At 66.7% G+C, this 23,799-nt stretch carries 12 protein-coding genes; 5 read left to right on the forward strand and 7 right to left on the reverse strand.

Annotation, left to right across the window (positions count from 1 at the left end; all coding sequences use genetic code 11):
- Positions 1–4 precede the first annotated feature (4 nt).
- Positions 5–1,468, reverse strand: coding sequence for an efflux RND transporter periplasmic adaptor subunit (locus tag WAQ08_RS16920; protein ID WP_422193153.1), 1,464 nt, complete (start codon positions 1,466–1,468; stop codon positions 5–7).
- A 190-nt stretch (positions 1,469–1,658) separates the two neighbouring features.
- Here WAQ08_RS16920 and WAQ08_RS16925 point away from each other — a divergent pair, with 190 nt between their 5' ends.
- Complete coding sequence (locus WAQ08_RS16925) at positions 1,659–2,375, forward strand: response regulator (protein WP_422193155.1); 717 nt, start codon at positions 1,659–1,661, stop codon at positions 2,373–2,375.
- Positions 2,376–2,384: 9 nt separating this feature from the next.
- Here WAQ08_RS16925 and WAQ08_RS16930 read toward each other — a convergent pair whose 3' ends face one another.
- From WAQ08_RS16930 to WAQ08_RS16945, 4 genes are all read right to left on the reverse strand, one after another.
- The gene (locus WAQ08_RS16930; RefSeq protein ID WP_422193157.1) at positions 2,385–3,332 is read right to left on the reverse strand and encodes an NAD(P)H-dependent flavin oxidoreductase; all 948 of its coding nucleotides are present in this window, start codon (positions 3,330–3,332) and stop codon (positions 2,385–2,387) included.
- 149 nt (positions 3,333–3,481) lie between these two features.
- Positions 3,482–5,287: an acyl-CoA dehydrogenase gene (locus tag WAQ08_RS16935; RefSeq protein ID WP_422193159.1), complete on the reverse strand. Its 1,806-nt coding sequence runs from the start codon at positions 5,285–5,287 to the stop codon at positions 3,482–3,484.
- A 101-nt stretch (positions 5,288–5,388) separates the two neighbouring features.
- The gene (locus tag WAQ08_RS16940) at positions 5,389–6,321 is read right to left on the reverse strand and encodes an electron transfer flavoprotein subunit alpha/FixB family protein (protein WP_422193160.1); all 933 of its coding nucleotides are present in this window, start codon (positions 6,319–6,321) and stop codon (positions 5,389–5,391) included.
- 14 nt (positions 6,322–6,335) lie between these two features.
- On the reverse strand, positions 6,336–7,085 hold the full coding sequence (locus WAQ08_RS16945) for an electron transfer flavoprotein subunit beta/FixA family protein (RefSeq protein WP_422193161.1): 750 nt from the start codon (positions 7,083–7,085) through the stop codon (positions 6,336–6,338).
- A gap of 184 nt (positions 7,086–7,269) precedes the next feature.
- Between WAQ08_RS16945 and murI the strand changes: the two genes are divergently transcribed.
- On the forward strand, positions 7,270–8,127 hold the full coding sequence (gene murI, locus WAQ08_RS16950) for a glutamate racemase (RefSeq protein WP_422193162.1): 858 nt from the start codon (positions 7,270–7,272) through the stop codon (positions 8,125–8,127).
- A 72-nt stretch (positions 8,128–8,199) separates the two neighbouring features.
- Here the strand turns inward: murI and WAQ08_RS16955 are convergent, their stop codons facing one another.
- Positions 8,200–17,373, reverse strand: a complete 9,174-nt coding sequence (locus WAQ08_RS16955; protein WP_422193163.1) for a beta strand repeat-containing protein — start codon at positions 17,371–17,373, stop codon at positions 8,200–8,202.
- A gap of 315 nt (positions 17,374–17,688) precedes the next feature.
- Between WAQ08_RS16955 and WAQ08_RS16960 the strand changes: the two genes are divergently transcribed.
- Genes WAQ08_RS16960 through WAQ08_RS16970 form a run of 3 tightly spaced genes read left to right on the forward strand, consistent with a single transcriptional unit; the run spans position 17,689 to position 22,886 of the window.
- Complete coding sequence (locus WAQ08_RS16960; protein ID WP_422193165.1) at positions 17,689–19,626, forward strand: tetratricopeptide repeat protein; 1,938 nt, start codon at positions 17,689–17,691, stop codon at positions 19,624–19,626.
- A gap of 3 nt (positions 19,627–19,629) precedes the next feature.
- Positions 19,630–20,865 carry a hypothetical protein gene (locus WAQ08_RS16965; RefSeq protein ID WP_422193167.1) on the forward strand — a complete coding sequence of 412 codons (1,236 nt, stop codon included), beginning with the start codon at positions 19,630–19,632 and terminating at the stop codon, positions 20,863–20,865.
- The gene (locus WAQ08_RS16970) at positions 20,859–22,886 is read left to right on the forward strand and encodes an FkbM family methyltransferase (RefSeq protein WP_422193169.1); all 2,028 of its coding nucleotides are present in this window, start codon (positions 20,859–20,861) and stop codon (positions 22,884–22,886) included. The genes WAQ08_RS16965 and WAQ08_RS16970 overlap by 7 nt, the downstream gene beginning before the upstream one ends.
- An 83-nt stretch (positions 22,887–22,969) precedes the next feature.
- Here the strand turns inward: WAQ08_RS16970 and WAQ08_RS16975 are convergent, their stop codons facing one another.
- Positions 22,970–23,788: a DUF5672 family protein gene (locus tag WAQ08_RS16975; RefSeq protein WP_422193170.1), complete on the reverse strand. Its 819-nt coding sequence runs from the start codon at positions 23,786–23,788 to the stop codon at positions 22,970–22,972.
- Positions 23,789–23,799 lie beyond the last annotated feature (11 nt).

The raw sequence follows: 23,799 nt of genomic DNA on the forward strand, positions 1-23,799 counted from the left end.
CGGCTTAGAACCACGACCAGGTCAGCATGCCCAGCCAATCCCAGGCGCGCATGAACCAGCGGGTGAGCAAAGGCCGCGCAGGCAGCTCGACCTTGGCCACCCCTTCCAGGCCGGGCCGCAGCCCCGCCAGGCCAGCGCCCTTGCCTGCCGGCCAGGCCTCGACCTCGTAGCGCACGCCATCGGCGGTGCTGTGGGCCACGGGTGTGACACGGGCCAGCACCAGCGCGATGGGCTGCCCTGGCATGGCCGCCAGGCGCAGCGACGCGGGCTGGCCTCGCTCGAGCTGCGCCACGTCGGATTCGCTCACCTCCAGAATCACGCGCCAATCCAGACCAGGGGCCAGCGTGAGCAGGGTCTCGCCGCGCTTGACGGGGCCACCCAGTTGCTGGCGCAGATCCCCCTGGATCACGACACCATCGAACGGCGCCGCCAGGCGCACGCGCGCCAGTTGCTGCTCGACCAGTCCCAACTGCGCCTTGGCTTCGGCCAGCTTGGCCTGGGCCTGGGCCGCCTGGGCGCGGTCACCACGCGCGAAAGCCTCCGCAAAGGAGTTCTCCTGCTGCGCCACCTCGGCCTGCCGTGCTCGGCGGGAGGTCTGCAACTCATCGTCGGACAGTTCGGCCAGCACCTGGCCCGCCTTGACCACATCCCCCGGGCGCACGTGCACCTCACGCAGGTAGCCATCCTGGGCGGCACTGAGCACGCGCTGCACAGCGCCTTCCAGGCGGGCCGTCGCGCTCACGTGATAAGGCATGGGCCACAGCAGCCCGACCGTCAACAAAAAGATGGCCGACAGCATCGACCAGCGCAGGCGGCGCTCGGACGGATCCTTCAGGCGATAGCTCAACACGATGGCCTTGGCGCGCACACGCTCCGACAAGGGCCGATCCAGCTTGTAGCGCAAGTACAGCAAGGGCGCCAGGCCTTCGGCCAGTTGCTCCAGCCAGCGGACTTCCTGCGGCTCGAAGGCCACCCGCACCACCTCGTCGATCACCCGCACCGCGAGCGGATCGGACGTGACGGAACGCTCGCAGGTGATCACCCCGATCACACGGCCCTTGTGTGCCAGCGGCACGCTGACCACGCCACCCAGGCCCTGCAACTTGAACAGGCTCTGGTGGGCCAGGGTGATGCGCACGGCATTACGCGTGGCCTGGGGCCACGACAGCGTGGTGTGCTGGTGCACAGCCTCCAGCATGGCCTGGTTCAGTTCGGGAATGGCCTGCCCTTCGGCCAGCACCACCCCATCGGACAAAGCAACGATGCGCAACTGCCCCGCCGCCACCCAGCCGATCGACACCCGCAGGCATTTCAGCCGCTGCCCGATCTCGGACACCACTTCTGCCGCGCTGCCTTGCCAATCCTTTGCGTCCAGCGCCGTGCGCAGGCAGCCCAGCACCGCCGCCACGGACTCCGCATTGAGCGACGCACTGGCAGCGGCCGTCTGAGCCGTAGGCTGCGCTGCCATGGTGGTGGCGCCGCTCAACGGTCGGGGGGTCGGGATGGGCATTTCGTCAGGCAAAAGAAAATCGACCTTCAATCATTGATCCCGCAGCGCGTTACATACAGGGGGACTGCCCTATCATCAACACTGTACGGGCGCCCAAGCGTCAAATAAGCACGGAAAACCCCCCGGTATAGACAATCTAGGAGCTGTGATGAAGGTTTTGCTGATCGACGACCACCCTCTGATCCTGGCGGCCCTGCAATCCGTCATCCAGGGGCTGGGTGATGATGTCGAGGTTGCGGCGGCCGCCAGCGGTGCCAGCGCGCGGGCCATGCTCCAGGCCGACAGCACGTTCGATCTGGTCCTGCTGGACCTGCACCTGGGCGATGCCGACGGCTTCGATCTGCTGACTGAGTTCCGCGGCGCTTACCCGGGTCTGCCAGTGGTCGTGGTGTCGGCCTCGGACCGCACGTCTGACGTCATCCGCGCGATCGACCTGGGCGCGATGGGCTTCGTGCCCAAGCGTGCCAGCAACGAAACCCTGGTGGACGCACTGCGGCAGGTGATTTCCGGAGGCGTGTACGTGCCCCCGTTGAGCATGGGCACCACGCTGGCTGGCGCCGCGGGCTCGGTGCAGCAAGAGGCCAATGCCGCGGGCTTCCAGACCGCATCGCTGGCCCAGTTGGGCCTCACGCAACGCCAGACGCAGGTGCTGGCGCTGCTGCTGCAAGGCCAGCCCAACAAGCTGATCGCCCGCGAGCTGGAGCTGTCGGTCGAGACCATCAAGGACCACGTCGCCTCGGTGCTGCGCATCCTGCGCGTGAGCTCGCGCACCCAGGCCGTGATCGCCGTCAGCCAGATGCTGCAGGCGCAGGATCAGCGGGCCGCCAACCGATTCTCGGCATGGCGGGCCTCCGGCCGACGTTGAGCCTGGGGCTCAGAGGCTGGCGCGCGCCTCGGCGTATTCGGCCTTCAGGCGGGCCACCAGTTCGGCCGTGGGCACGATCTTCTTGATCGCGCCAATGCCCTGGCCGCTGCCCCAGATGTCCTTCCAGGCCTTGGCGCTGCTCTCGCCGCTGCCGAAGCTCATCTGGCTCGGATCACCGTTGCCCAGCGCTTCCGGATCCAGCCCGGCCGCCACGATGGAACCACGCAGGTAGTTGCCCGGCACGCCGGTGAACTTGCTGCTGTAGACGATGTCGGCGCTGTTGCTGTCGACGATCATCTGCTTGTAGGCCTCGGCGGCACGCGCTTCTTCGGTGGCGATGAAAGCCGAGCCGATGTAGGCGAAATCAGCCCCCATGGCGCGCGCGGCCAGAATGGCGCGGCCCGTGGCGATCGAACCGGACAGGGCCAGCGGCCCCGTGAACCACTCGCGAATCTCCTGGATCAGCGCGAAGGGGCTGGTGGTGCCGGCATGGCCGCCTGCACCGGCCGCCACGGCGATCAGGCCATCGGCGCCCTTCTCGATCGCCTTCTGCGCGAACTTGTTGTTGATCACGTCGTGCAGCACCACGCCGCCGTAGCTGTGCACCGCTTCGTTCACGTCGGTGCGGGCACCCAGCGAGGTGATGATCACCGGCACCTTGTACTTCACGCACAGGGCCAGGTCGTGCTCCAGACGGTCATTGCTCTTGTGCACGATCTGGTTAATCGCAAACGGCGCGGCCGGCTTGTCCGGGTTGGCGGCGTTGTAGGCGGCCAGCGTCTCGGTGATCTCGGCCAGCCAGTCCTCGAACAAGGCCGCGGGGCGGGCGTTCAGCGCGGGCATGGAGCCCACCACGCCGGCCTTGCACTGCTCGATCACCAGCTTGGGGTTGCTGAGGATGAACATGGGCGAGGCGATCACCGGGAAGGGAACGTTCTGCAAAACGGGAGGCAACATGACTTCGTAACCTTTGCTTCTCTTGAAAACAGCCGGTGAAGTTGCGTCAACCGGCATGACGGGTGTGAGGGGCTGACGAACGATCGGCCGCATGAAGCGGCCGATCTCGGTGTGTCGTCAGGCGGTCATCGCGAAGACGATGACGCGGATCAGAACAGATCCGCCGGCAGGGCCGTCACGCTGTCGGCTCCTTCCAGCACGGCAGCACGCAGGGCGCTGGTGCGCGTCAGGATGTGGTCGCCGAAGAAGCGGGCCGTGGCTACCTTGGCGGTGAAGAACTCGGTGTCTTCGCCGGCCTTGAGCTTGTCTTCGGCCACGATCAGGGCGCGGGCCATTTGCCAGCCGCCGACCAGGTGGCTGGCCAGGAACAGGTAGGGCACCGAGCCAGCGAAGGCGGCGTTCGGGTTGGCCTTGAAGTTGGCGACCACGAAATCCACCACGGCCAGGAAATCTTCGCGGGCTGCCTTCAGGCGCTTGGCCAGGGTCTTGCCGGCGGCGCTGTCGCGGCCGTTCAGCACGCCTTCCAGATCGGCGATCTGCGCAGCGATGTTCTTGGCCACGGCGCCACCGTCACGGGCGGTCTTGCGGCCGACCAGGTCGTTGGCCTGAATGGCGGTCGTGCCTTCGTAGATCGGCAGGATGCGGGCGTCGCGGTAGTACTGGGCCGCGCCGGTTTCTTCGATGAAGCCCATGCCGCCGTGCACCTGCACGCCCAGCGAGGCCACTTCCACGCTGTTCTCGGTGCCGTAGCCCTTGATCAGGGGCACCAGGTACTCGTAGAAGGCCTTGTTCTGCTTGGCCACTTCAGCGTCCGGGCTGTTGTGCGAGAAGTCGTAGGCGGCGGCGCCCACCATGGCCATGGCACGACCGGCTTCGGTCAGCGCGCGCATCGTCAGCAGCATGCGCTTCACATCGGGGTGATGGATGATGGCGACAGAGCCAGGCTGCGAGCCGTCCACAGGGCGCGACTGCACGCGGTCACGCGCGTAGGCCACGGCCTTCTGGTAGGCGCGCTCGGACAGGCCGATGCCCTGCAAGCCCACGTCGTAGCGGGCGGCGTTCATCATCACGAACATGTATTCCAGGCCGCGGTTCTCTTCACCGACGATGTAGCCGATGGCGCCCTCGCCGACTTCACCCTTGCCGTCGCCGAAGACCAGCACGGCCGTGGGCGAACCATGGATACCCAGCTTGTGCTCCAGCGAGGCGCAGAACACGTCGTTGCGCTTGCCGACGGAGCCGTCGTCATTGACCAGGAACTTGGGCACCACGAACAGGCTGATGCCCTTGACGCCTTCGGGCGCGTCGGGCGTGCGGGCCAGCACCAGGTGCACGATGTTCTCGGACATGTCGTGCTCACCGTAGGTGATGAAGATCTTCTGGCCGCTGATGCGGTAGGTGCCATCGTTTTGCTTGACGGCCTTGGAGCGCACCAGGGCCAGGTCCGAACCGGCCTGCGGCTCGGTCAGGTTCATCGTGCCCGTCCAGGTGCCGTCGATCATCTTGGGCAGGTAGCGCTGTTGCAGTTCCTCGCTGCCAGCGGTGATCAGTGCTTCGGCGGCGCCGCCGGTCAGCATGGCGCACAGCGAGAAGCTCAGGTTCGAGCCGACCAGCATTTCGATACAGGCCGCGCCGATGGTCTTGGGCAAGCCCTGGCCGCCGAAATCGACGGGCTGGTGCACGCCCAGCCAGCCACCTTCGGCCAGCGACTTGTAGGCTTCCTTGAAGCCAGGCGTGGTCGTGACCACGCCGTTGTTCCACTTGGCCGGGGTCTGGTCACCGGCCCAGTTCAGGGGGGCCACCACGCCATCGTTGAACTTGCCGGATTCTTCGATCACGGCCTGGGCAGTTTCGAAGCCGGCATCTTCGAAGCCGGGCAGTTGGGCAACGTGGTCGATGCCAGCCAGTTCCTTGACGCAGAACAGCAGGTCTTTGACGGGGGCGCGGTAAGTCATGAATATCTCCGGGAAACGACAAGGGGGCGTCTCGAAAGACGCCCCCGGAAGTGATTTCAGTCAGACATCAGAGGTCTGCATGAAATGTTTTTCTTCTCAAATCACAGTGCCTTGACCAGTTCCGGCACGGCCGTGAACAGGTCGGCTTCCAGGCCGTAGTCAGCCACTTGGAAGATCGGGGCTTCGGGATCCTTGTTGATGGCCACGATGACCTTCGAATCCTTCATGCCGGCCAAGTGCTGGATCGCGCCGGAGATGCCGGCAGCGATGTACAGCTGGGGCGCGACGATCTTGCCGGTCTGGCCGACCTGCAGGTCGTTCGGGGCGTAGCCAGCGTCCACGGCGGCGCGCGAGGCGCCCAGAGCGGCACCCAGCTTGTCGGCCAGGGGCGACATGACTTCGTTGAACTTCTCGGCGGAACCCAGGGCGCGGCCACCCGACACCACGATCTTGGCGGCGGTCAGCTCAGGACGCTCGGACTTGGTCACTTCACGGCCCACGAACGACGAGGAACCGGAGTCGGCCACGGCAGCCAGCGTTTCAACAGCGGCGGAACCACCGGTGGTGGCAGCAGTGTCGAAAGCGGTACCGCGAACGGTCAGCACCTTCACGGCATCAGCCGATTGCACGGTGGCGATGGCGTTGCCGGCGTAGATGGGGCGCTCGAACGTGTCGGGCGAGACCACCTTGGTGATTTCCGAAACCTGGGCCACGTCCAGCTTGGCGGCGACGCGCGGAGCGACGTTCTTGCCGGCGGCTGTGGCAGGGAACACGAGGTGGCTGTAGCTGGAAGCGATGGCCAGCACTTGGGCAGCCACGTTCTCGGCCAGGCCTTCGGCCAGTTGGGCGCCGTCGGCGTGCAGCACCTTGGCCACACCAGCGATTTGAGCAGCAGCGCTTGCTGCGGCACCGGCGTTGGCGCCAGCGACCAGCACGTGCACATCGCCACCGAGGGCCTTGGCGGCCGTCACGGTGTTGAGGGTGGCCGACTTGATGCTGTTGTTGTCGTGTTCAGCAATGACGAGAGCGGTCATGATTCGTTGTCTCCTCAGATCACTTTGGCGTCGTTCTTCAGCTTAGCTACCAGGGTGGCCACATCGGGCACCTTGATACCAGCGGAACGCTTGGGCGGCTCAGAGACCTTCAGGGTCTTGATGCGGGGGGCCACATCCACACCCAGGTCGGCAGGCTTGACCGTTTCCAGGGGCTTCTTCTTGGCCTTCATGATGTTGGGCAGCGTGACGTAGCGCGGCTCGTTCAGGCGCAGGTCGGTCGTGATCACGGCCGGCAGGCTCAGCGACACGGTTTCCAGACCACCGTCGACTTCACGCGTGACGTTGACCTTGCCACCAGCGACTTCCACCTTCGAGGCGAACGTGCCCTGGGGCAGGTTGGCCAGGGCGGCGACCATCTGGCCGGTCTGGTTGCTGTCGTCATCGATGGCTTGCTTGCCCAGGATGACCAGATCAGGCTTTTCCTTGTCGATCAGGGCCTTGAGCACCTTGGCCACGGCCAGGGGCTGCACCTCATCGGCGGTTTCCACCAGGATGCCACGGTCGGCACCGATGGCCATGGCCGTGCGCAGGGTTTCCTGGGCTTGGGTGGGGCCGACGGAGACAGCGATGATCTCGGTGACCACGCCCTTTTCCTTCAGGCGGGTGGCCTCTTCGACGGCGATTTCGTCGAAGGGATTCATGCTCATCTTGACGTTGGCGATGTCGACACCAGAGCCGTCGGACTTCACGCGAACCTTCACGTTGTAGTCCACAACCCGCTTGACCGGAACCAGAACCTTCATGCGATGTTCTCCTGCGTCATGAGGAAGAGTTGATTAAAGAGTGCGCGCCTAAAAAAGCACGATCGTTCGATTCTAGCGCGACTTCGTGCGCCACCCTACAACAATCCACCTGCCTTGAGGAGAAAATATTGTTTTCCCTGGTGGTGACATGCCTGTTCAAGCCGATTTGCCCTCCCCCACACCCATGAGCGTTCCACACAGCGGCGCCGGTGGCGCTGATGCCACAGGTGCCGAAGGGCGTGGCGCCGTCATCGGTGTCTTCGATTCGGGGCTGGGCGGGCTGTCGGTGCTGCGCGCCATCCGCAGCCATCTGCCGCAGGCGGATCTGCTGTACGTGGCCGATTCCGGACATGCGCCCTATGGCGAGAAATCCGATGAGTTCATCGGCGAGCGCTCGGAGCACATCTGCCGCTTTTTGATGTCGCAGGGGGCCGAGGTGGTCGTGGTGGCCTGCAACACGGCCACGGCGGCGGCCGTGCACCACCTGCGCCAACGCTGGCCAGAGCTGCCAGTGGTGGGCGTGGAGCCCGGCGTGAAACCCGCGGTGGCGCAATCGCACAACCAGCGCATCGGCGTGCTGGCCACGCCCTTCACCCTGCAGAGCGAGAAGTTCCGCACCTTGCTCGAACGGCATGGCGGGCAGGCCCACATCGTGCTGCAGCCCTGCCCCGGGCTGGCGCGGGAGATCGAGCAGGGCGAGCTGGATTCAGCTGCGCTGCGTGAACTGGTTCGTCAATTCAGCCAGCCGCTCACCGACGCGGGCGTGGACACCGCCGTGCTGGGCTGCACGCACTACCCCTTCGTGGCCCCGCTGTTCCAGCAGGCCCTGGGCGATGGGGTGCGCATCATCGACACCGCCGAGGCCGTGGCGCGGCAGACCGTGCGCCTGGTGCGGGACCTGCCCGCCAACCACCCCGCGCGTACAGGGGCCAGCACCGGCGGCGTGCGGCTGTGGTCCAGCGCCGATCCAGCACACCTGGCCCAGGTGGCCCACGCGTGGCTGGGCCTGAAAACACAAGCGGGCGCTCTCCCGAAGGAGTAGCGCCCGCCTGCCAGCCCCCTGCCCCGCTGGCGCGAGGCACGGAGGGCCGGCCGGTGTGAACCGGCCGCAGACTCAGATCAGCAGATTGTTCTGGTTGTTGTCATCCAGCAATCCCTTGGTCGGATCCACCGCCAGCGACACGTTGACCGAGGATGCCTCCGTGGTCGTCGTGCTCGCTGCCGCCGTCGTCGTGGTGTCGGCTGCATGCGAGGGCTCTGCCGTGCCGCCCGCTGTGGATGTGGTCGTGTTCGCCTGCGCCGCCGTACCTGTGGCCGCACCGGAGGTGGCCGTGGTACTCGGCACGGACGATGACAAGGCATCCAGTGCCGCCGATTGACCCGGCCCGGCCAGCACATCTTCTGTGCTCAGGCCCGCCAAGCCATCCTGCGACACGGTGGTGTCACGGTGGAACCAGACGTCGGCCATCGCGTAGGTGGAGCCGTCGACCTTGGTGTAGCTCGACACCAGGCCCAGCAGGTTGCCGTTGTCCATGTCCGTGCCGGTCTTCGCGTTGAGGTCCAGCGACAGGATGCCCAGCTCGGCCAGCGACCGCAGTTCGCCTGCACCGCTGATGCCGTCCTGGTTGGCATCGATCCAGACCTGCAGTTTGCTGAAATCCAGATCGGCGGCATTGATGATGCCATCGCGGTTGCTGTCCAAGGCCGCGAGGGCGGCGTAGCCATTGCCGGCTCGCTGGCCTTCGGCATTGAGTGTGGAGCCACCGAAGAGTTCACTGCCGTTGCCGATCAGGCCGTCACCATTGCGGTCCATCACCAGCAGGCCATCCTGTGCCGATGCCCAGCCCACACGTGCACTGGTGTTGCCCGTGGCATTGAGGTCGAAGTACACGCCGTTGGCGCTCGAGATGGTTCTCACGCCGTCGCCGTTGAGGTCCAGCACGATCGGCGTAGCGGCCTGGTAGGCATCCAGTTGCACACCGGTCATGACCCCGATGTCGGTTGTCTCGAAGGACTGCAATTGCGTCATGGACATCGCGCGGATGTCATCGGTCTGCAGGGCCACGACCTGATCGGTCGTGAAGGCCTGGATCTGCTCCGTGGTCAGGGCCGCCGCCTGGGCGGTGGTCAGGGCCATGATCGACTGGGTCGTCAGGGCCTCGAACTGCTCTGTCGTCAGCGAGCGGATCTGGGTCGTCGTCAGGGCAGCGAACTGCGCCGTGGTCAGCACCTCGATGTCCGTCGTCTCGATGGCCTGGATCTGCGCCGTCGTCAGTGCCGCGATCTGCGCCGTGCCGAACATGTGGATCTGGTCCGTCGTCAAGGCGGCGATGCTGTCGGTGCTCAGACCGGCGATGGCCGCCGTCGTCAGCACCACCAGATCGGTCGTCTCGATGGCCTGGATCTGCTCGGTGGTCAGGGCTGCGGCCTGTGCGCTGGTCATGGCGCGGAACTGGGCGGTTCCCAGCGCCGCGATGTCCTGCGTCTCGAAGGCATGGATCTGCTCGGTGCTCAGTGCCACCATCTGGGCCGTCGTCAGAGCGCCCACATGGTCCGTGGTCAGGGCCTGGATCTGGTCGGTTTCCAGTGCGCGGATCTGGGCTGTCGTCAGCGACTTGATCTGGGCCGTGGTCATGGCCGCCAGGTCACCCGTCTCGATCGCCTGGATCTGGGCGGTCGACAGGGCAGCCACCTGGGCCGTGATCAGCGCCGCCACCTGTTCGCTGCTCAGTGCCGCGATGCCGTCCGTGGTCAGGCCGCGCACAGCGGCTGTCGTCAGGGCGGCCAGGTCCGTGCTTTCCAGCGCGGCCACCTGCTCGGTGGTCAGTGCGGCGACCTGGGCACTGCTCAGGGCGCGGGCCTGCAGCGTCGTCAGCGCGGCGACATCGGTCGTCTCCATCGCCTGCAGTTGCGTGGTGCTCAAGGACGCCACTTGCGCGGTCGTGAGACCGGCCACCTGCTCGGTGGTCAGGGCCTGGATCTGGTCTGTGTTCAGCGAGCGGATCTGCGCGGTGCTCAGCGATGCGATCTGTGCGGTCGTCATCGCGGCCAGGTCACCCGTCTCGATGGCGGCCACCTGCGTGGTCAACAGCGAGGCGACCTGGGCCGTGCCCAGCGCAGCCACCTGCTCGGAGCTCAGCGCAGCGATGCCGTCCGTGGTCAGGCCACGCACCGCAGCCGTCGTCAGGGCAGCCACGTCCGTGCTTTCCAGCGCAGCCACCTGCTCGGTGCTCAGCGCAGCCGTCTGGGCGCTGGTCAGTGTGCGGACCTGGGCCGTGCTCAGGGCGGCGATGTCACCCGTCTCGATCGCCCGGATCTGAGCGGTCGACAAGGCAGCCACCTGAGCGGTGGACAGCATGGCGATCTGATCAGAACTCAGCGCCGCGATGCCATCCGTGGTCAGGGCACGCACAGCGGCCGTGGTCAGCGAAGAGATGTCACCGGTTTCCAGCGCGGCCACCTGTTCGGTGGTCAGCGCGGCGGCCTGGGCACTGGTCAGGGCACGCACCTGCGTGGTCGTCAAGGCGGCGATGTCGCCGGTCTCGACAGCCTGCAGCTGGGTGGTGGTCAGTGCGGCCACCTGGGCCGTGGTGAGCGATGCAATCTGGTCGGTTGTGAGCGACTGGATCTGATCGGTCTCCAGCGCACGGACCTGGGCCGTGGTCAGGGACTTGATCTGCGCGGTCGTCATCGCGGCCAGGTCACCCGTCTCGATGGCGGCCACCTGCGTGGTCAACAGCGAGGCGACCTGGGCCGTGCCCAGCGCAGCCACCTGCTCGGAGCTCAGCGCAGCGATACCGTCCGTGGTCAAGCCACGCACCGCGGCCGTCGTCAGGGCCGCCACGTCCGTGCTTTCCAGCGCGGCCACCTGTTCGGTGGTCAGCGCGGCGGTCTGGGCGCTGGTCAGCGTGCGGACCTGGGCCGTGGTCAGGGCAGCGATGTCACCGGTCTCGATCGCCTGGATCTGGCTGGTCGACAGGGCGGCCACCTGGGCGGTGGACAGCGACGCGATCTGGTCGGAGTTCAGTGCGGCGATGCCATCCGTGGTCAGGCCACGCACCGCGGCCGTCGTCAGCGCCGCGATGTCGGTCGTCTCGATCGCGGCCACCTGTTCGGTGGTCAGCGCGGCGGCCTGGGCGCTGCTCAGGGCGGCGATCTGCGACGTGCGCAGGGCAGCGATGTCGCTGGTCTCGATCGCCTGCAACTGCGTGGTGGTCAGGGCCGCGACTTGCGCGCTGGTGAGTTCACCCACCTGCTCGGTGGTCAGCGCCTGGATCTGGTCGGTTTCCAGGGCACGGATCTGGGCCGTGGTCAGGGACTTGATCTGCGCGGTGGTCATCGCGGCCAGGTCACCCGTCTCGATGGCGGCCACCTGCGCGGTCGACAGCGACGAGATCAAGGCCGTGCCCATGGCTGCGATCTGCTCGGAGCTCAGGGCGGCGATGCCGTCCGTGGTCAGGCCACGCACTGCGGCCGTCGTCAGGGCCGCCACGTCCGTGCTTTCCAGCGCGGCCACCTGCTCGGTGGTCAGCGCGGCGGTCTGGGCGCTGGTCAGCGTACGGACCTGGGCCGTGGTCAGGGCAGCAATGTCACCCGTCTCGATGGCCTGGATCTGGCTGGTCGACAGGGCAGCCACCTGGGCCGTCGACAGCATGGCGATTTGATCGGAGTTCAGCGCCGCGATGCCGTCGGTGGTCAGGCCACGCACAGCGGCGGTGGTCAGCGAGGAGATGTCGCCGGTTTCCAGCGCAGCCACCTGTTCGGTGGTCAGCGCGGCGGCCTGGGCACTGCTCAGGGCACGCACCTGCGTGGTCGTCAGGGCGGCGATGTCGCCGGTCTCGACGGCCTGCAACTGCGTGGTGCTCAGCGCGGCCACCTGGGCCGTCGTGAGAGATGCGATCTGGTCGGTTGTGAGCGACTGGATCTGGTCGGTGTCCAACGCGCGGATCTGGGCCGTGGTCAGGGACTTGATCTGCGCGGTCGTCAACGCGGCCAGGTCACCCGTCTCGATCACAGCCACCTGGTTGGTCGACAGCGACGAGAGCTGCGCCGTGCCCATGGCAGCGATCTGCTCGGAGTTCAGGGCTGCGATCGCATCCGTGGTCAGACCGCGCACCGCAGCCGTCGTCAGGGCAGCCACGTCCGTGCTTTCCAGCGCGGCCACCTGTTCGGTGGTCAGGGCGGCCGTCTGGGCGCTTGTCAGGTTGCGGACCTGCGTCGTCGTCAGGGCAGCAATGTCACCCGTCTCGATCGCCTGGATCTGAGAGGTCGACAGCGCGGTGATCTGGGCCGTCGACAGGGATGCGATCTGGTCAGAGTTCAGTGCGGCGATACCGTCCGTGGTCAGGCCACGCACGGCGGCCGTGGTCAGTGCCGCAATGTCGGTCGTCTCGATCGCGGCCACCTGTTCGGTGGTCAGGGCGGCGGCCTGGGCGCTGCTCAGGGCACGCACCTGCGTGGTGGTCAGCGCGGCGATGTCGGTCGTCTCGACGGCCTGCAACTGGGTGGTGCTCAGGGCGGCCACCTGGGCCGTCGTGAGGGCGGCCACCTGATCCGTGGTCAGGGCCTGGATCTGGTCGGTTTCCAGTGCACGGACCTGGGCTGTGCTCAGGGACTTGATCTGCGTGGTCGTCATCGCGGCCAGGTCACCCGTCTCGATGGCGGCCACCTGCGTGGTCGACAGCGACGAGACCTGGGCCGTGCCCAGTGCCGCGATCTGGTCGGTGTTCAGGGCTTCGATCGCATTCGTGGTCAGGCCACGCACCGCAGCGGTGCTCAGGGCCGCCACGTCGGTGCTTTCCATCGCAGCGACCTGTTCGGTGGTCAGCGCGGCCGCTTGGGCACTGGTCAGGGCACGCACCTGCGTCGTCGTCAGGGCGACGATGTCGTCCGTGGCGATCGACTGGATCTGCGTGGTCGTGAGGCTCACCACCTGCGCGGTGGTCAGGCTGGCGACCTGCTCGGTGATCAGGGCCACCAGTTGGTCCGTGTTCAGGGCGCGGATCTGGGCCGTGCTCATGGCCTTGATCTGCGTCGTGGTCAGGGCCGAGATGTCACCGGTTTCGATGGCCGCCACCTGCGTGGTCGACAGGCTGGCCACCTGCGCGGTGGTCAGCGATGCGATCTGCTCGGAGTTCAGCGCAGCGATGGCATCCGTGCTCAGGCCGCGGATCGCCGCTGTGGTCAGCGCCGCCAGGTCGTTGCTTTCCATCGCAGCCACCTGCTCGGTGGTCAGCGCGGCCGTCTGGGCACTGGTCAGATTGCGGACCTGGGCGGTGGTCAGCGCAGCGATGTCACCGGTCTCGATGGCCTGGATCTGGCTGGTCGACAGGGCGGCCACCTGGGCGGTGGACAGCGACGCGATCTGGTCGGAGTTCAGTGCGGCGATGCCATCCGTGGTCAGGCCACGAACAGCCGCCGTGCTCAGCGCGGCGATGTCGGTGGTTTCGATCGCGGCCACCTGTTCGGTGGTCAGGGCTGCCGCCTGGGCGCTGCTCAGGGCCGCGATCTGCGCGGTTCGCAGGGCAGCGATGTCGCTGGTCTCGATGGCCTGCAGTTGGGTGGTGCTCAGGGCGGCCACCTGGGCGCTGGTGAGTTCACCCACCTGCTCGGTGGTCAGGGCCTGGATTTGATCGGTGTTCAGCGCGCGGATCTGCGCGGTGCTCAAGGACTTGATCTGGGCGGTCGTCAGCGCTGCCAGGTCACCCGTTTCTATGGCAGCCACCTGCGTGGTCGACAGCGAGGCGAGCTGGGCCGTGCCCATGGCGCCGATCTGCTCGGAACTCAGGGCTGCGATGGCATCCGTGCTCAGGCCACGCACCGCAGCCGTGGTCAGGGCGGCCACATCCGTGCTTTCCAGCGCGGCCACCTGCTCGGTCGTCAGGGCCGCTGTCTGGGCGCTGGTCAGCGTACGGACCTGGGCCGTGCTCAGGGCCGCGATGTCGCCGGTCTCGATCGCCTGGATCTGGCTGGTCGATAGGGCGGCCACCTGGGCCGTGGACAGCATGGCGATCTGGTCGGAGCTCAGGGCCGCGATGCCGTCGGTGGTCAGGCCACGCACGGCTGCCGTGCTCAAGGCCGCAATGTCGCCGGTTTCCAGCGCCGCCACCTGCTCAGTGGTCAGGGCAGCCGTCTGGGCGCTGCTCAGGGCCGCGATCTGCGCGGTGCGCAGGGCAGCGATGTCGCTGGTTTCGATGGCCTGCAACTGGGTGGTGCTCAGTGCCGCGATCTGTGCGCTGGTGAGCTCACCCACCTGCTCGGTCGTCAGGGCCTGGATCTGGTCCGTGTTCAGCGCGCGGATCTGCGCGGTGCTCAGCGATTTGATCTGGGCGGTCGTCAGCGCGGCCAGGTCACCTGTTTCGATGGCGGCCACCTGGGCGGTCGACAGCGAGGCGAGCTGGGCCGTGCCCATGGCGCCGATCTGCTCGGAGCTCAGGGCTGCAATGGCATCCGTGCTCAGGCCACGCACCGCGGCCGTCGTCAGGGCGGCCACGTCCGTGCTTTCCAGCGCAGCCACCTGCTCGGTGGTCAGGGCGGCGGTCTGGGCGCTTGTCAGGTTGCGGACTTGGGCCGTGGTCAGGGCAGCGATGTCACCCGTCTCGATCGCCTGGATCTGGCTGCTCGACAGGGCGGCCACCTGGGCCGTGGACAGCGCAGCGATCTGGTCAGAGCTCAGGGCGGCGATGGCCTCGGTGCTCAGACCGCGCACAGCGGCGGTGGTCAGCGAAGAGATGTCGCCGGTCTCCAGCGCAGCCACCTGTTCCGTGGTCAGGGCTGCAGCCTGGGCGCTGCTCAGGGCACGTACTTGCGTGGTCGTCAGCGCGGCGATGTCGCCGGTTTCGACGGCCTGCAACTGGGTGGTGCTCAGCGCGGCCACCTGGGCCGTCGTGAGGGATGCGATCTGGTCGGTTGTGAGCGACTGGATCTGGTCGGTGTCCAGCGCGCGGATCTGGGCCGTGCTCAGGGACTTGATCTGCGTGGTCGTCAGCGCGGCCAGGTCACCCGTTTCGATGGCGGCCACCTGCGCGGTCGACAGCGAGGCGAGCTGGGCCGTGCCCATGGCGCCGATCTGCTCGGAGCTCAGGGCCGCGATCGCATCCGTGGTCAGACCGCGCACCGCAGCCGTGGTCAGGGCGGCCACGTCCGTGCTTTCCAGCGCGGCCACCTGCTCGGTGGTCAGGGCGGCCGTCTGGGCGCTGGTCAGGGTGCGAACCTGGCTGGTGGTCAGCGCAGCGATGTCACCTGTCTCGATGGCCTGGATTTGAGCCGTCGTGAGCGCCCCAACCTGTGCCGTCGACAACGTGGCGATCTGGTCGGAGTTCAAGGCCGCAATGGCGTCGGTGCTCAGACCGCGCATGGCGGCGGTGGTCAGCGAGGAGATGTCGCCAGTCTCCAGCGCGGCTACCTGCTCTGTGGTCAGGGCTGCTACCTGGGCGCTGCTCAGCGCGCGCACCTGGGTGGTCGTCAAGGCGGCGATGTCGCCGGTTTCAACGGCCTGGAGCTGGGTGGTGCTCAACGCGGCCACCTGGGCGGTCGTGAGAGAGGCAACCTGCTCGGTGCTCAACGACTGAATCTGGTCGGTCTCCAGCGCACGGACCTGGGCCGTGGTCAGGGCCTTGACCTGGTTGGTCGTCAGCGCGGCCAGATCACCTGTCTCGATGGCGGCCACCTGCGTGGTCGACAGCGAGGCGAGCTGAGCCGTGCCCAGCGCGGCGATCTGCTCGGTGCTCAGCGCGGCGATGGCATCTGTGGTCAAGCCACGCACTGCGGCCGTGCTCATCGAGGACAGCGCGCTCGTGCTGATGGCGGCGACCTGATCGGTGGTCAGGGCAGCCGCCTGCGCGCTGGTCAGCGCCCTCACCTGTGTGGTGGTCAGGGCGGCAATGTCTTCCGTCTGGATGGCCTGAACCTGGTCGGTCTTGAAGGCCGTGGCCTGCGCCGTGGTCAGCGCACCCACCTGCTGCGTGCTGAAGGCCTGGACCTGGTCCGTGGTCAAGGACTGGATCTGGGCGGTGGTGAGCGCCTTGACCTGGTCCGTCGTCAGGGCAGAGAAATCACCGGTTTCGATGGCCTTGACCTGACTGGTCGTGAGGGCCGCCACCTGGCTGGTGGCCAAGGCGGCCACCTGTTCGGAGCTGAGTGCGGCGATGCCGTCGGTGGTCAGGCCACGAACAGCGGCTGTCGTCAGCGCGGCCACGTCCGTGCTTTCCAGCGCGGCGACTTGGTCGGTGGTCAGGGCGGCCGTCTGGGCGCTGGTCAGCGTACGGACCTGCGCGGTGGTCAGGGCAGCGATGTCACCGGTCTCGATGGCCTGCACCTGGCTGGTCGACAGGGCCGCCACCTGGGCGGTGGCGAGTGCAGCGATCTGGTCGGAGCTGAGGGCTGCCATGCCGTCGGTCGTCAGGCCGCGCACGGCGGCCGTGGTCAGCGCGGAAATGTCGCCCGTTTCGATCGCAGCCACCTGTTCGGTGGTCAATGCGGCCGTCTGGGCGCTGCTCAGGGCACGCACCTGGGTGGTCGTCAGGGCCGCGATGTCGCTGGTCTCGATGGCCTGGACCTGCGTGGTCGTCAGGGCCGCCACCTGCGAGCTGGTCAGCACGCCGACCTGCTCGGTCGTCAGCGCCTGGATCTGATCCGTCTCCAGGGCACGTACCTGTGTGGAAGACAACGACTTGACCTGGTTGGTCGTCATCGCGGCCAGGTCACCCGTCTCGATGGCGGCCACCTGGGCCGTCGACAAGGCCACGACCTGGCTGGTGCCCAGCACCGCGATCTGTTCAGAGGTCAGGGCCGCAATGCCGTCGGTGCTGATCGCACGCACGGCTGCCGTGGTCAGGGCGGCGATGCCGCTCGTTTCGATCGCAGCCACCTGCTCGGTGGTCAGGGCTGCGGCCTGGGCGCTGCTCAGGGCGCGCACCTGGGCCGTGGTCAGCACCGCGATGTCTTCGGTCTGGATCGCCTGCACCTGCGTGGTGGAGAAGGCTGCCACCTGGGTGCTGCTCAGGGCGGCCACCTGGTCGGTGCTCAGCGCCTCGACGGATGCGGTCGTCAGCGCCCTCACCTGCGCCGTGTTCAGCACCCGGATGTGCTCGACCTGGAAGGCCTGGATCTGGTCCGTGGCCAGAATGGCCAGATCCGTGGTTTCAATGGCTTTGACCTGGGTGGTCGTCAAGGCCGCAATCTGCTCCGTACTGAACGCTTGCCAGTCTTCGGTCGTCAACCTGGCAATGGTAGTGGTCGACAGCGAAGCGATCTGTGTCGTTGACAGCGAATCGATGATTGAAGCCATGGGAAACCCCGGTAAAACTTGATGAGGCATGAACCGGGACGCTGAGAGCGTGAGCACCGGTCCATGCGGATGACTGGCCGTTATGAACAGTGATGGACGGTGATGAGCTTAGAAAGCCCTGCAAGGAGCAAGACCGGAAATACCGCCCTCAATCCCTGCCATCTCCGTCACCGCCCAAAAAATGAGCTACGGACGTCTTATCGGTTGGGAAAACCATGTCTTTAGTAACGTTCTTCAAACGAGCACGGCATCACGATGCGCGGCACCATGTACTGGTCCCGTCATTTCGGCCACTTCATGACTTCCATCACGACCATGCCTGCGACCCCAGACACGCCGCACGACATCAGCGGGCACCCCGCCCCCTCGGAGCTGCCTCCCGTCCTGGACCAGTCATTCCTGATGAAGGCCATCGAACTGCAGGGCGCTGGCCAGGAAGCCGAGGCCGAGCGCCGTTTCAGGCAGTACCTGGAGGCCAACCCGCTCGATCCGATCGCCGTGTATTCGCTGGCGGTGATCTTGCTCAAGCGGGGCGAAGTGGGCGTGGCCCTGCCCCTGCTGGCCCAGGCCACCCAGCGCACGCCCGGGTTCGCGCCCCTGTGGGCGGCCTACGCATCGGCCCAGCAATCGCTCGGGTTGCGTGACGAAGCCCTGGCCAGCTACGACCAGGCCCTGGCCGCCAAGCCCGACTACATCGAGGCGCTGGTCAACAGCGGCGCGCTGCTGCGCGAAACCCATCAGCACCTGGCCGCTCTGGAGCGCTTCAACAAGGTGCTCACGATCAACCCCAACTACGAGAGCGCCCTGGGCAACTGTGCAATCTTGCTCACGGAGTTCAAGCGCAGCGAACAGGCCATCGCCATGTTCCAGCGCCTGCTGGCCATCAACCCCCGCTACGACTACGGCCAGGGCCTGCTTTCCTACGAACGCCTGCACGCCTGCGACTGGACCGATTTCGATGCCAGCTCCGCCCGCATCATCGAAGGCGTGCGCAACGGAGAGCGCGTCTGCAAGTCGCTGGGTTTCATGGCCCTGTCCGATTCGGCCGAAGACCATCAAAGCTGCGCCCGCATCTTCGCCGCGCACCGCTTTCCGCCCGCCGCCCCCCTGTGGAAGGGCGAGCGCTACAAGCACGACCGCATCCGCATCGCCTATGTGTCACCCGACCTGCGCGAGCACCCCGTCGGCCATTTGATGGCGGGCATCTTCGAGCACCACGACAAGCGCCGCTTCGAGACCATCGCCATCTCGCTGGGCATTGACGACAACAGCCGCCTGCGCACGCGCATGCTCAATGCCTTCGACCACTTCGTCGACGCCCGGCAGATGAACACCCGCCAGATCGCGCAGGTGATGCGCGACATGGAAGTGGACGTGGCCATCGACCTGGCCGGCTACACCTCGGATTCGCGCACCGATGTGTTCTCGCACCGCCCGGCCCCCGTGCAGGCGAACTACCTGGGCTACCCCGGCACGCTCGGCCTGGACTGCATGGACTACATCATCGCGGACCGCCATGTGATCCCGCCGGAGCACCAGGCCTTCTACGACGAGAAGGTGGTCTACCTGCCCGATGCCTACCTGCCGACCGACAGCGGCCTGCAGATCGCCGAGCACACGCCCACCCGCGCCGAATGCGGCCTGCCCGACGAGGGCGTCGTGTTCTGCTCGTTCAACCACGACTACAAGATCTCCCCGCACATCTTCGAGGTGTGGATGAGACTGCTGCGCCAGGTGCCGGGCAGTGTGCTGTGGCTGATGTCACGCAACGAGCTGTCGCAGAAGAACCTGCGCCAACATGCCGAGCGCCTGGGTGTGAGCCCTGAGCGCCTGATATTCGCCCAGCGCGTCCCCCGGGTCGAGGATCACCTCGCGCGCTACCGCCAGGCCGACATGTTCCTGGACACGCACCCCTACAACGCCCACACCACCGCCGCCGATGCCCTGATGGCCGGCCTGCCCATCGTGACCTGCATGGGCCAGGCCTTCCCGGCCCGCGTGGCCGGCAGCCTGCTGCACGCCATGGGCATGCCCGAACTGATCACCCAGAGCCTGGCCGGCTACGAAGCCCTGGCCCTGGCCCTGGCCAAGGATCCGGCCCGGCTGGCCGACGTCAAGGCGCGGCTGGCCCAGAAGAGGGCCAACACGCCCCTGTTCGACACCCCCAACTTCTGCCGCAACCTGGAAGCCATCTACACCGCCATGTGGCGCAAGGCCCAGCTCGCAGGCGCCACGGACGAACTGGCAGGCTGACCCATGTCCACCACCACCCTCGACAACCCCGCCATCGCCGCTGCCATGCAGATGGCCTACGACGCCATCAGGAAGGGCAACCTCCAGAAGGCCGATCTGCTGTGCCGGCAGGCCCTGGCGCAGGACTCAGGCCTGGGCGTGGCGTGGCAACTGCTCGCGGTGATCGCCCACCGTGTCGGCGCCAACGACCTGGCGCTGCAGTACGACACCGCGGCGCGCCAGCATTTGTCCGGCTCCGAGAGCGTGCTGCCGCTGCCGCTGCCACCGCGTGCGCAGCCCACCACACCCCGCTACCTGCTCATCAAGGCCTGGGGGTTCGGCTTCTGGGCTGATCTGGACCATGTCTATGGCGCACTGCTGCTGGCCGAACTCACCGGCCGCATCCCGCTCGTGCACTGGGGGCGCAACAGCCTGTTCCGGGGCCCTGACACCGTCAACGCCTTCGAATGCTTCTTCGAGCCCGTGTCGGGCCTGAAGTGGGCTGACCTGATCGAACCCGAGATCAGCTACTTTCCCGCCAAGTGGAACGCTGAGAACCTGTCGCGCGAGGATCACCAGAAGTGGAGCGGGCAGGGCTCGCGCCTCACGGGGTTGTACGGCCTGGAGCGCCCCGAGAACGTCGTCGTCAGCGACTTCCACATCAAGTTGAACGACCTGATGCCCTGGATCCCGGCATCAAGCCCCCTGTACGGCCTGGACCGCAACAGCCTCTACCGCTACCTGAGCCAGAAGTACATCCGCCTGCGATCGGAGCAGGTCGCCAAGGTGGATGCCTGGTGGCAGGCCCGCATGGCCGGGCGCCCCTGGCTGGCCGTGCACGTGCGCGGCACCGACAAGACGCAGGAAGTCGCCCACCTGGCAGAGCTCAACGCGGCCTACGCCACGCGCATCGACCAGATCCTGAGCGTCCACCCCAGCCTGTCCATCTTCCTGATGACCGACAGCGAGCAGATCCTCCAGGAATACAAGGCGCGTTACGGCAACAAGGTCGCGTTCACCGACTGCCAGCGCGGCAAAGGCCAGACCGGCGTCCACCTGGAGGGACACCCCGGCATCCTGATGGGCGAGCAGGTGATCCTGGACGCCTACCTGGCCACGCGCTGCGATTTCTTCCTGGGCAATGGCAGCTCCAACGTGTCCACCGGGATCCGGCACCTGAAGAACTGGCGTAAAGGCACCTTCTTCGTCGTCGGCCCGGATTTTCTGGGCGAGACTGACCTGTCCCTGCACGAATGGTGACCGCCTCCATGCACGCTACCGCCATGCCCCGCGTCCTGATCGACGGCGTCTTCTTCCAGATCGGCCGCTCGGGCATTGCCCGGGTGTGGACCAAGCTGCTGACCGAATGGGCGCGCAGTGGCGTGGCCGCACAGGTGAGCGTGCTGGACCGTGCCGGCACCTTCCCCCCGGTGCCGGGTATCCAGGTGGTGGCGGGCCCCGCCTTCAGCTACCAAGACATGGACGGCGACCGACAACGCCTGCAGCAGATCTGCGATGAGCTGCGGATCGAGGTGTTCATCTCCACCTACTACACCAGCCCCATCAGCACCCCCACGCTGATGATGGTGCACGACATGATCCCCGAGGTGCTGGGCTGGCCGCTGGACGAACCCATGTGGCGCCAGAAGCAGGCCGCGATGGCCAGTGCGAACCAGTTCGTGTGCGTGTCCCACAACACCGCGGCTGATCTGAAGCGCCATCTGGCACACATGGGCGGCAGCGAGCGCCCGGTGAGCGTGGCCCCCAACGGCTGCGACTTCATACCGCCCGACGCCGCCACGCTCGACCACTTCCGCCAACGCCATGGCCTGCAGCGCCCCTACTTCCTGCTGTCGGGCAGCCGTGGCGACTACAAGAACGGCAAGCTCTTCTTCGAGGCTTTCTCCCTGCTGGGGGAAGAACGCAGCCGCTACACCATCCTGTGCACGGGCGGCGGCACCGTCGAGCCTGAACTCCTGGCCCTGGCCGAAGGCGCGGAGGTCAAGGTCGGCATCCTGGGCGAAGCCGACATGGCCTGCGCCTACGCCGGCGCAATCGGCCTGGCCTATCCCTCGCTGTACGAAGGCTTCGGCCTGCCCGTGCTGGAGGCGATGGCCTGCGGCTGCCCTGTCGTCACGACCAATGTGGCCTCCTTGCCCGAAGTGGGCGGCGACGCGGTGCTGTACGTCACGCCCGGGCCGGATGCAGCACGGCAGATGCGCGATGGCCTGCTGAAGATCCAGGAGCCCGCCACGCGCGACGCACTCATCCAGCGCGGCCTGGTCCAGGCGAGCCGGTACCGCTGGGACACGATGGCCGTGCAGGTGGCGCAGGCACTGCAGGCCGTGGCTACTGCAGCAGCCACGGCCCAGGCCGCCCATTCGACGCCAGCAGCCATGCCCACCAAGCTTCATCCAAGCGACCAGTTGATCGAACACCCCGGCTACCGCATCGCCCTGCCCGCCGATCACCTTCTGCCCCAGTACCAGCAGCAACACCGTCTGTACGACCGCTTCCTGCCAGTGCTCGCGCAAGCCCTGTCACCCGGAAGTGCGGCCATCGACGTCGGCGCGAACTGCGGCGACACCGTGGCGGCGATGTTCGCGGCCAACCCTGCCCTCACCTACCTGTGCGTTGAGCCCGACTCGGGTTTCTTCAGCTACCTGCAGCACAACGCACAGCTCATCCGCACTCGGCATCCGCAAGCCCGCATCCACAACGTGCAGGCTCTGGTCGGCCGGCCAGGCGCCAGCGCCGTGCTCGATGGTGGTGGGGGCAGCAAACATGCCCGCCCGCTGAACCAGGCAGCCGCGTCCGAACCCGCCACTGGTGAGGTGCACCACACCATCACCATGGACGACATTGCCCTGGCCGCCTTGCAAGGCGAGCTCTCACAGATCCGCCTGCTCAAGTCGGACGTCGATGGCTTCGACCACGACGTGCTGGGCTCGGCATCTCAGATCATCGCCAGCAGCCAGCCGCTGCTGTTCTTCGAATGCCAGGCCGTGGACGAACAGCAACTGGCGTCCTACAAGCGCTGCATCGACGCCCTGGCGGCTCAGGGCTACGAGCAGTTCTGGCTGATCGACAACTATGGCAACCCCATGCTGAGCACCCGAGAGCCGAAGGCCGTGCAGCAGATGTTCGACTACATCTGGCGCCAGGGTCGCCACAATGCCACGCGGTCGATCTACTACGTCGACATCCTCGCCTCTTCAGCGCGTGACACGGCGCTGGCCGATGAGACAGTGCGCCACTTCGTGGCACAGACCTGCCGTTGAGCGGCAACGGGCAGTGACAGGCCCAGGGCGACCACGCTCAGCCGCTTCAGAGGGGCCAGCCCCTCCCCTCCAGGCTCAGCCTGTCAGGTCGGCAGCTCCAGCCGCCCCAGATTGCGCGGCAGCCCACCGATGTCCACCTTGCGTGGTGGCGCCTCCGGCAGCAGCACAGGAGGCTCTCGCCGCAGCAAGGGCACCCAGAAGGGCATGTTGTAGCGCCACCAGGCATGCCCGCCCATCGGCAGTTGCCCACCATTGGATGCCAGGTACTCGTTCGGCTTGAGCTCCAGCGAGAAGCGCGAAGCGGTCAGCTCATCGGGCAGCGTGAACCGTTCCGAGAGCGGTCCCATCAGCGAGAAGAACAGGTCTTCGCTCGACCCGGTTTCCGAGAAGAACCACAGCGCCTCCGGGAACTCATCGAGCAGCTCGATACAGCGCGCCGAGCGGCGCAGGCTGAAGCCGCCATTGCCGACCTTCGTGCTCACCAGCCGTCCCGCGTCCCCGCGGAATCTGTCCACGCGAACATCCAGCTCGATCCCGTTGGGCCAGGGCGCCCCCACATAGTCATACGGCTGGGCGCACCAGTGATCCAGATCGTCCCGCAGCACGATGACATCGGTCTGCAGGATCAACATGAACTCGTGCGATGCGTAGCGCTCATAGAAGCCACGGCTCATCAGCAGACGGCTGTAATCCCGCACCGAGGTGAAGCTGGTGTCAGCAAAGCGGTCCACCGCGATATGGGGATGGCGGGCCAGGTGGGCGGACATGTCCAGGCTGTCGGGCGCAATGAAACGTACCTCGCGCGCCGCAAGGGTTTCGAGCGAATAGCCCAGGGAGAACTGCTCCAGCTCACTGAGCTCCGCCTTGTAGATCGGCACCAGCACGATGACTTTGCTGTTCACAGTCTCTCCAT

Origin of the sequence: Aquabacterium sp. (assembly GCF_049274795.1) — a bacterium.
Taxonomy (GTDB): Bacteria; Pseudomonadota; Gammaproteobacteria; order Burkholderiales; family Burkholderiaceae_C; genus Aquabacterium.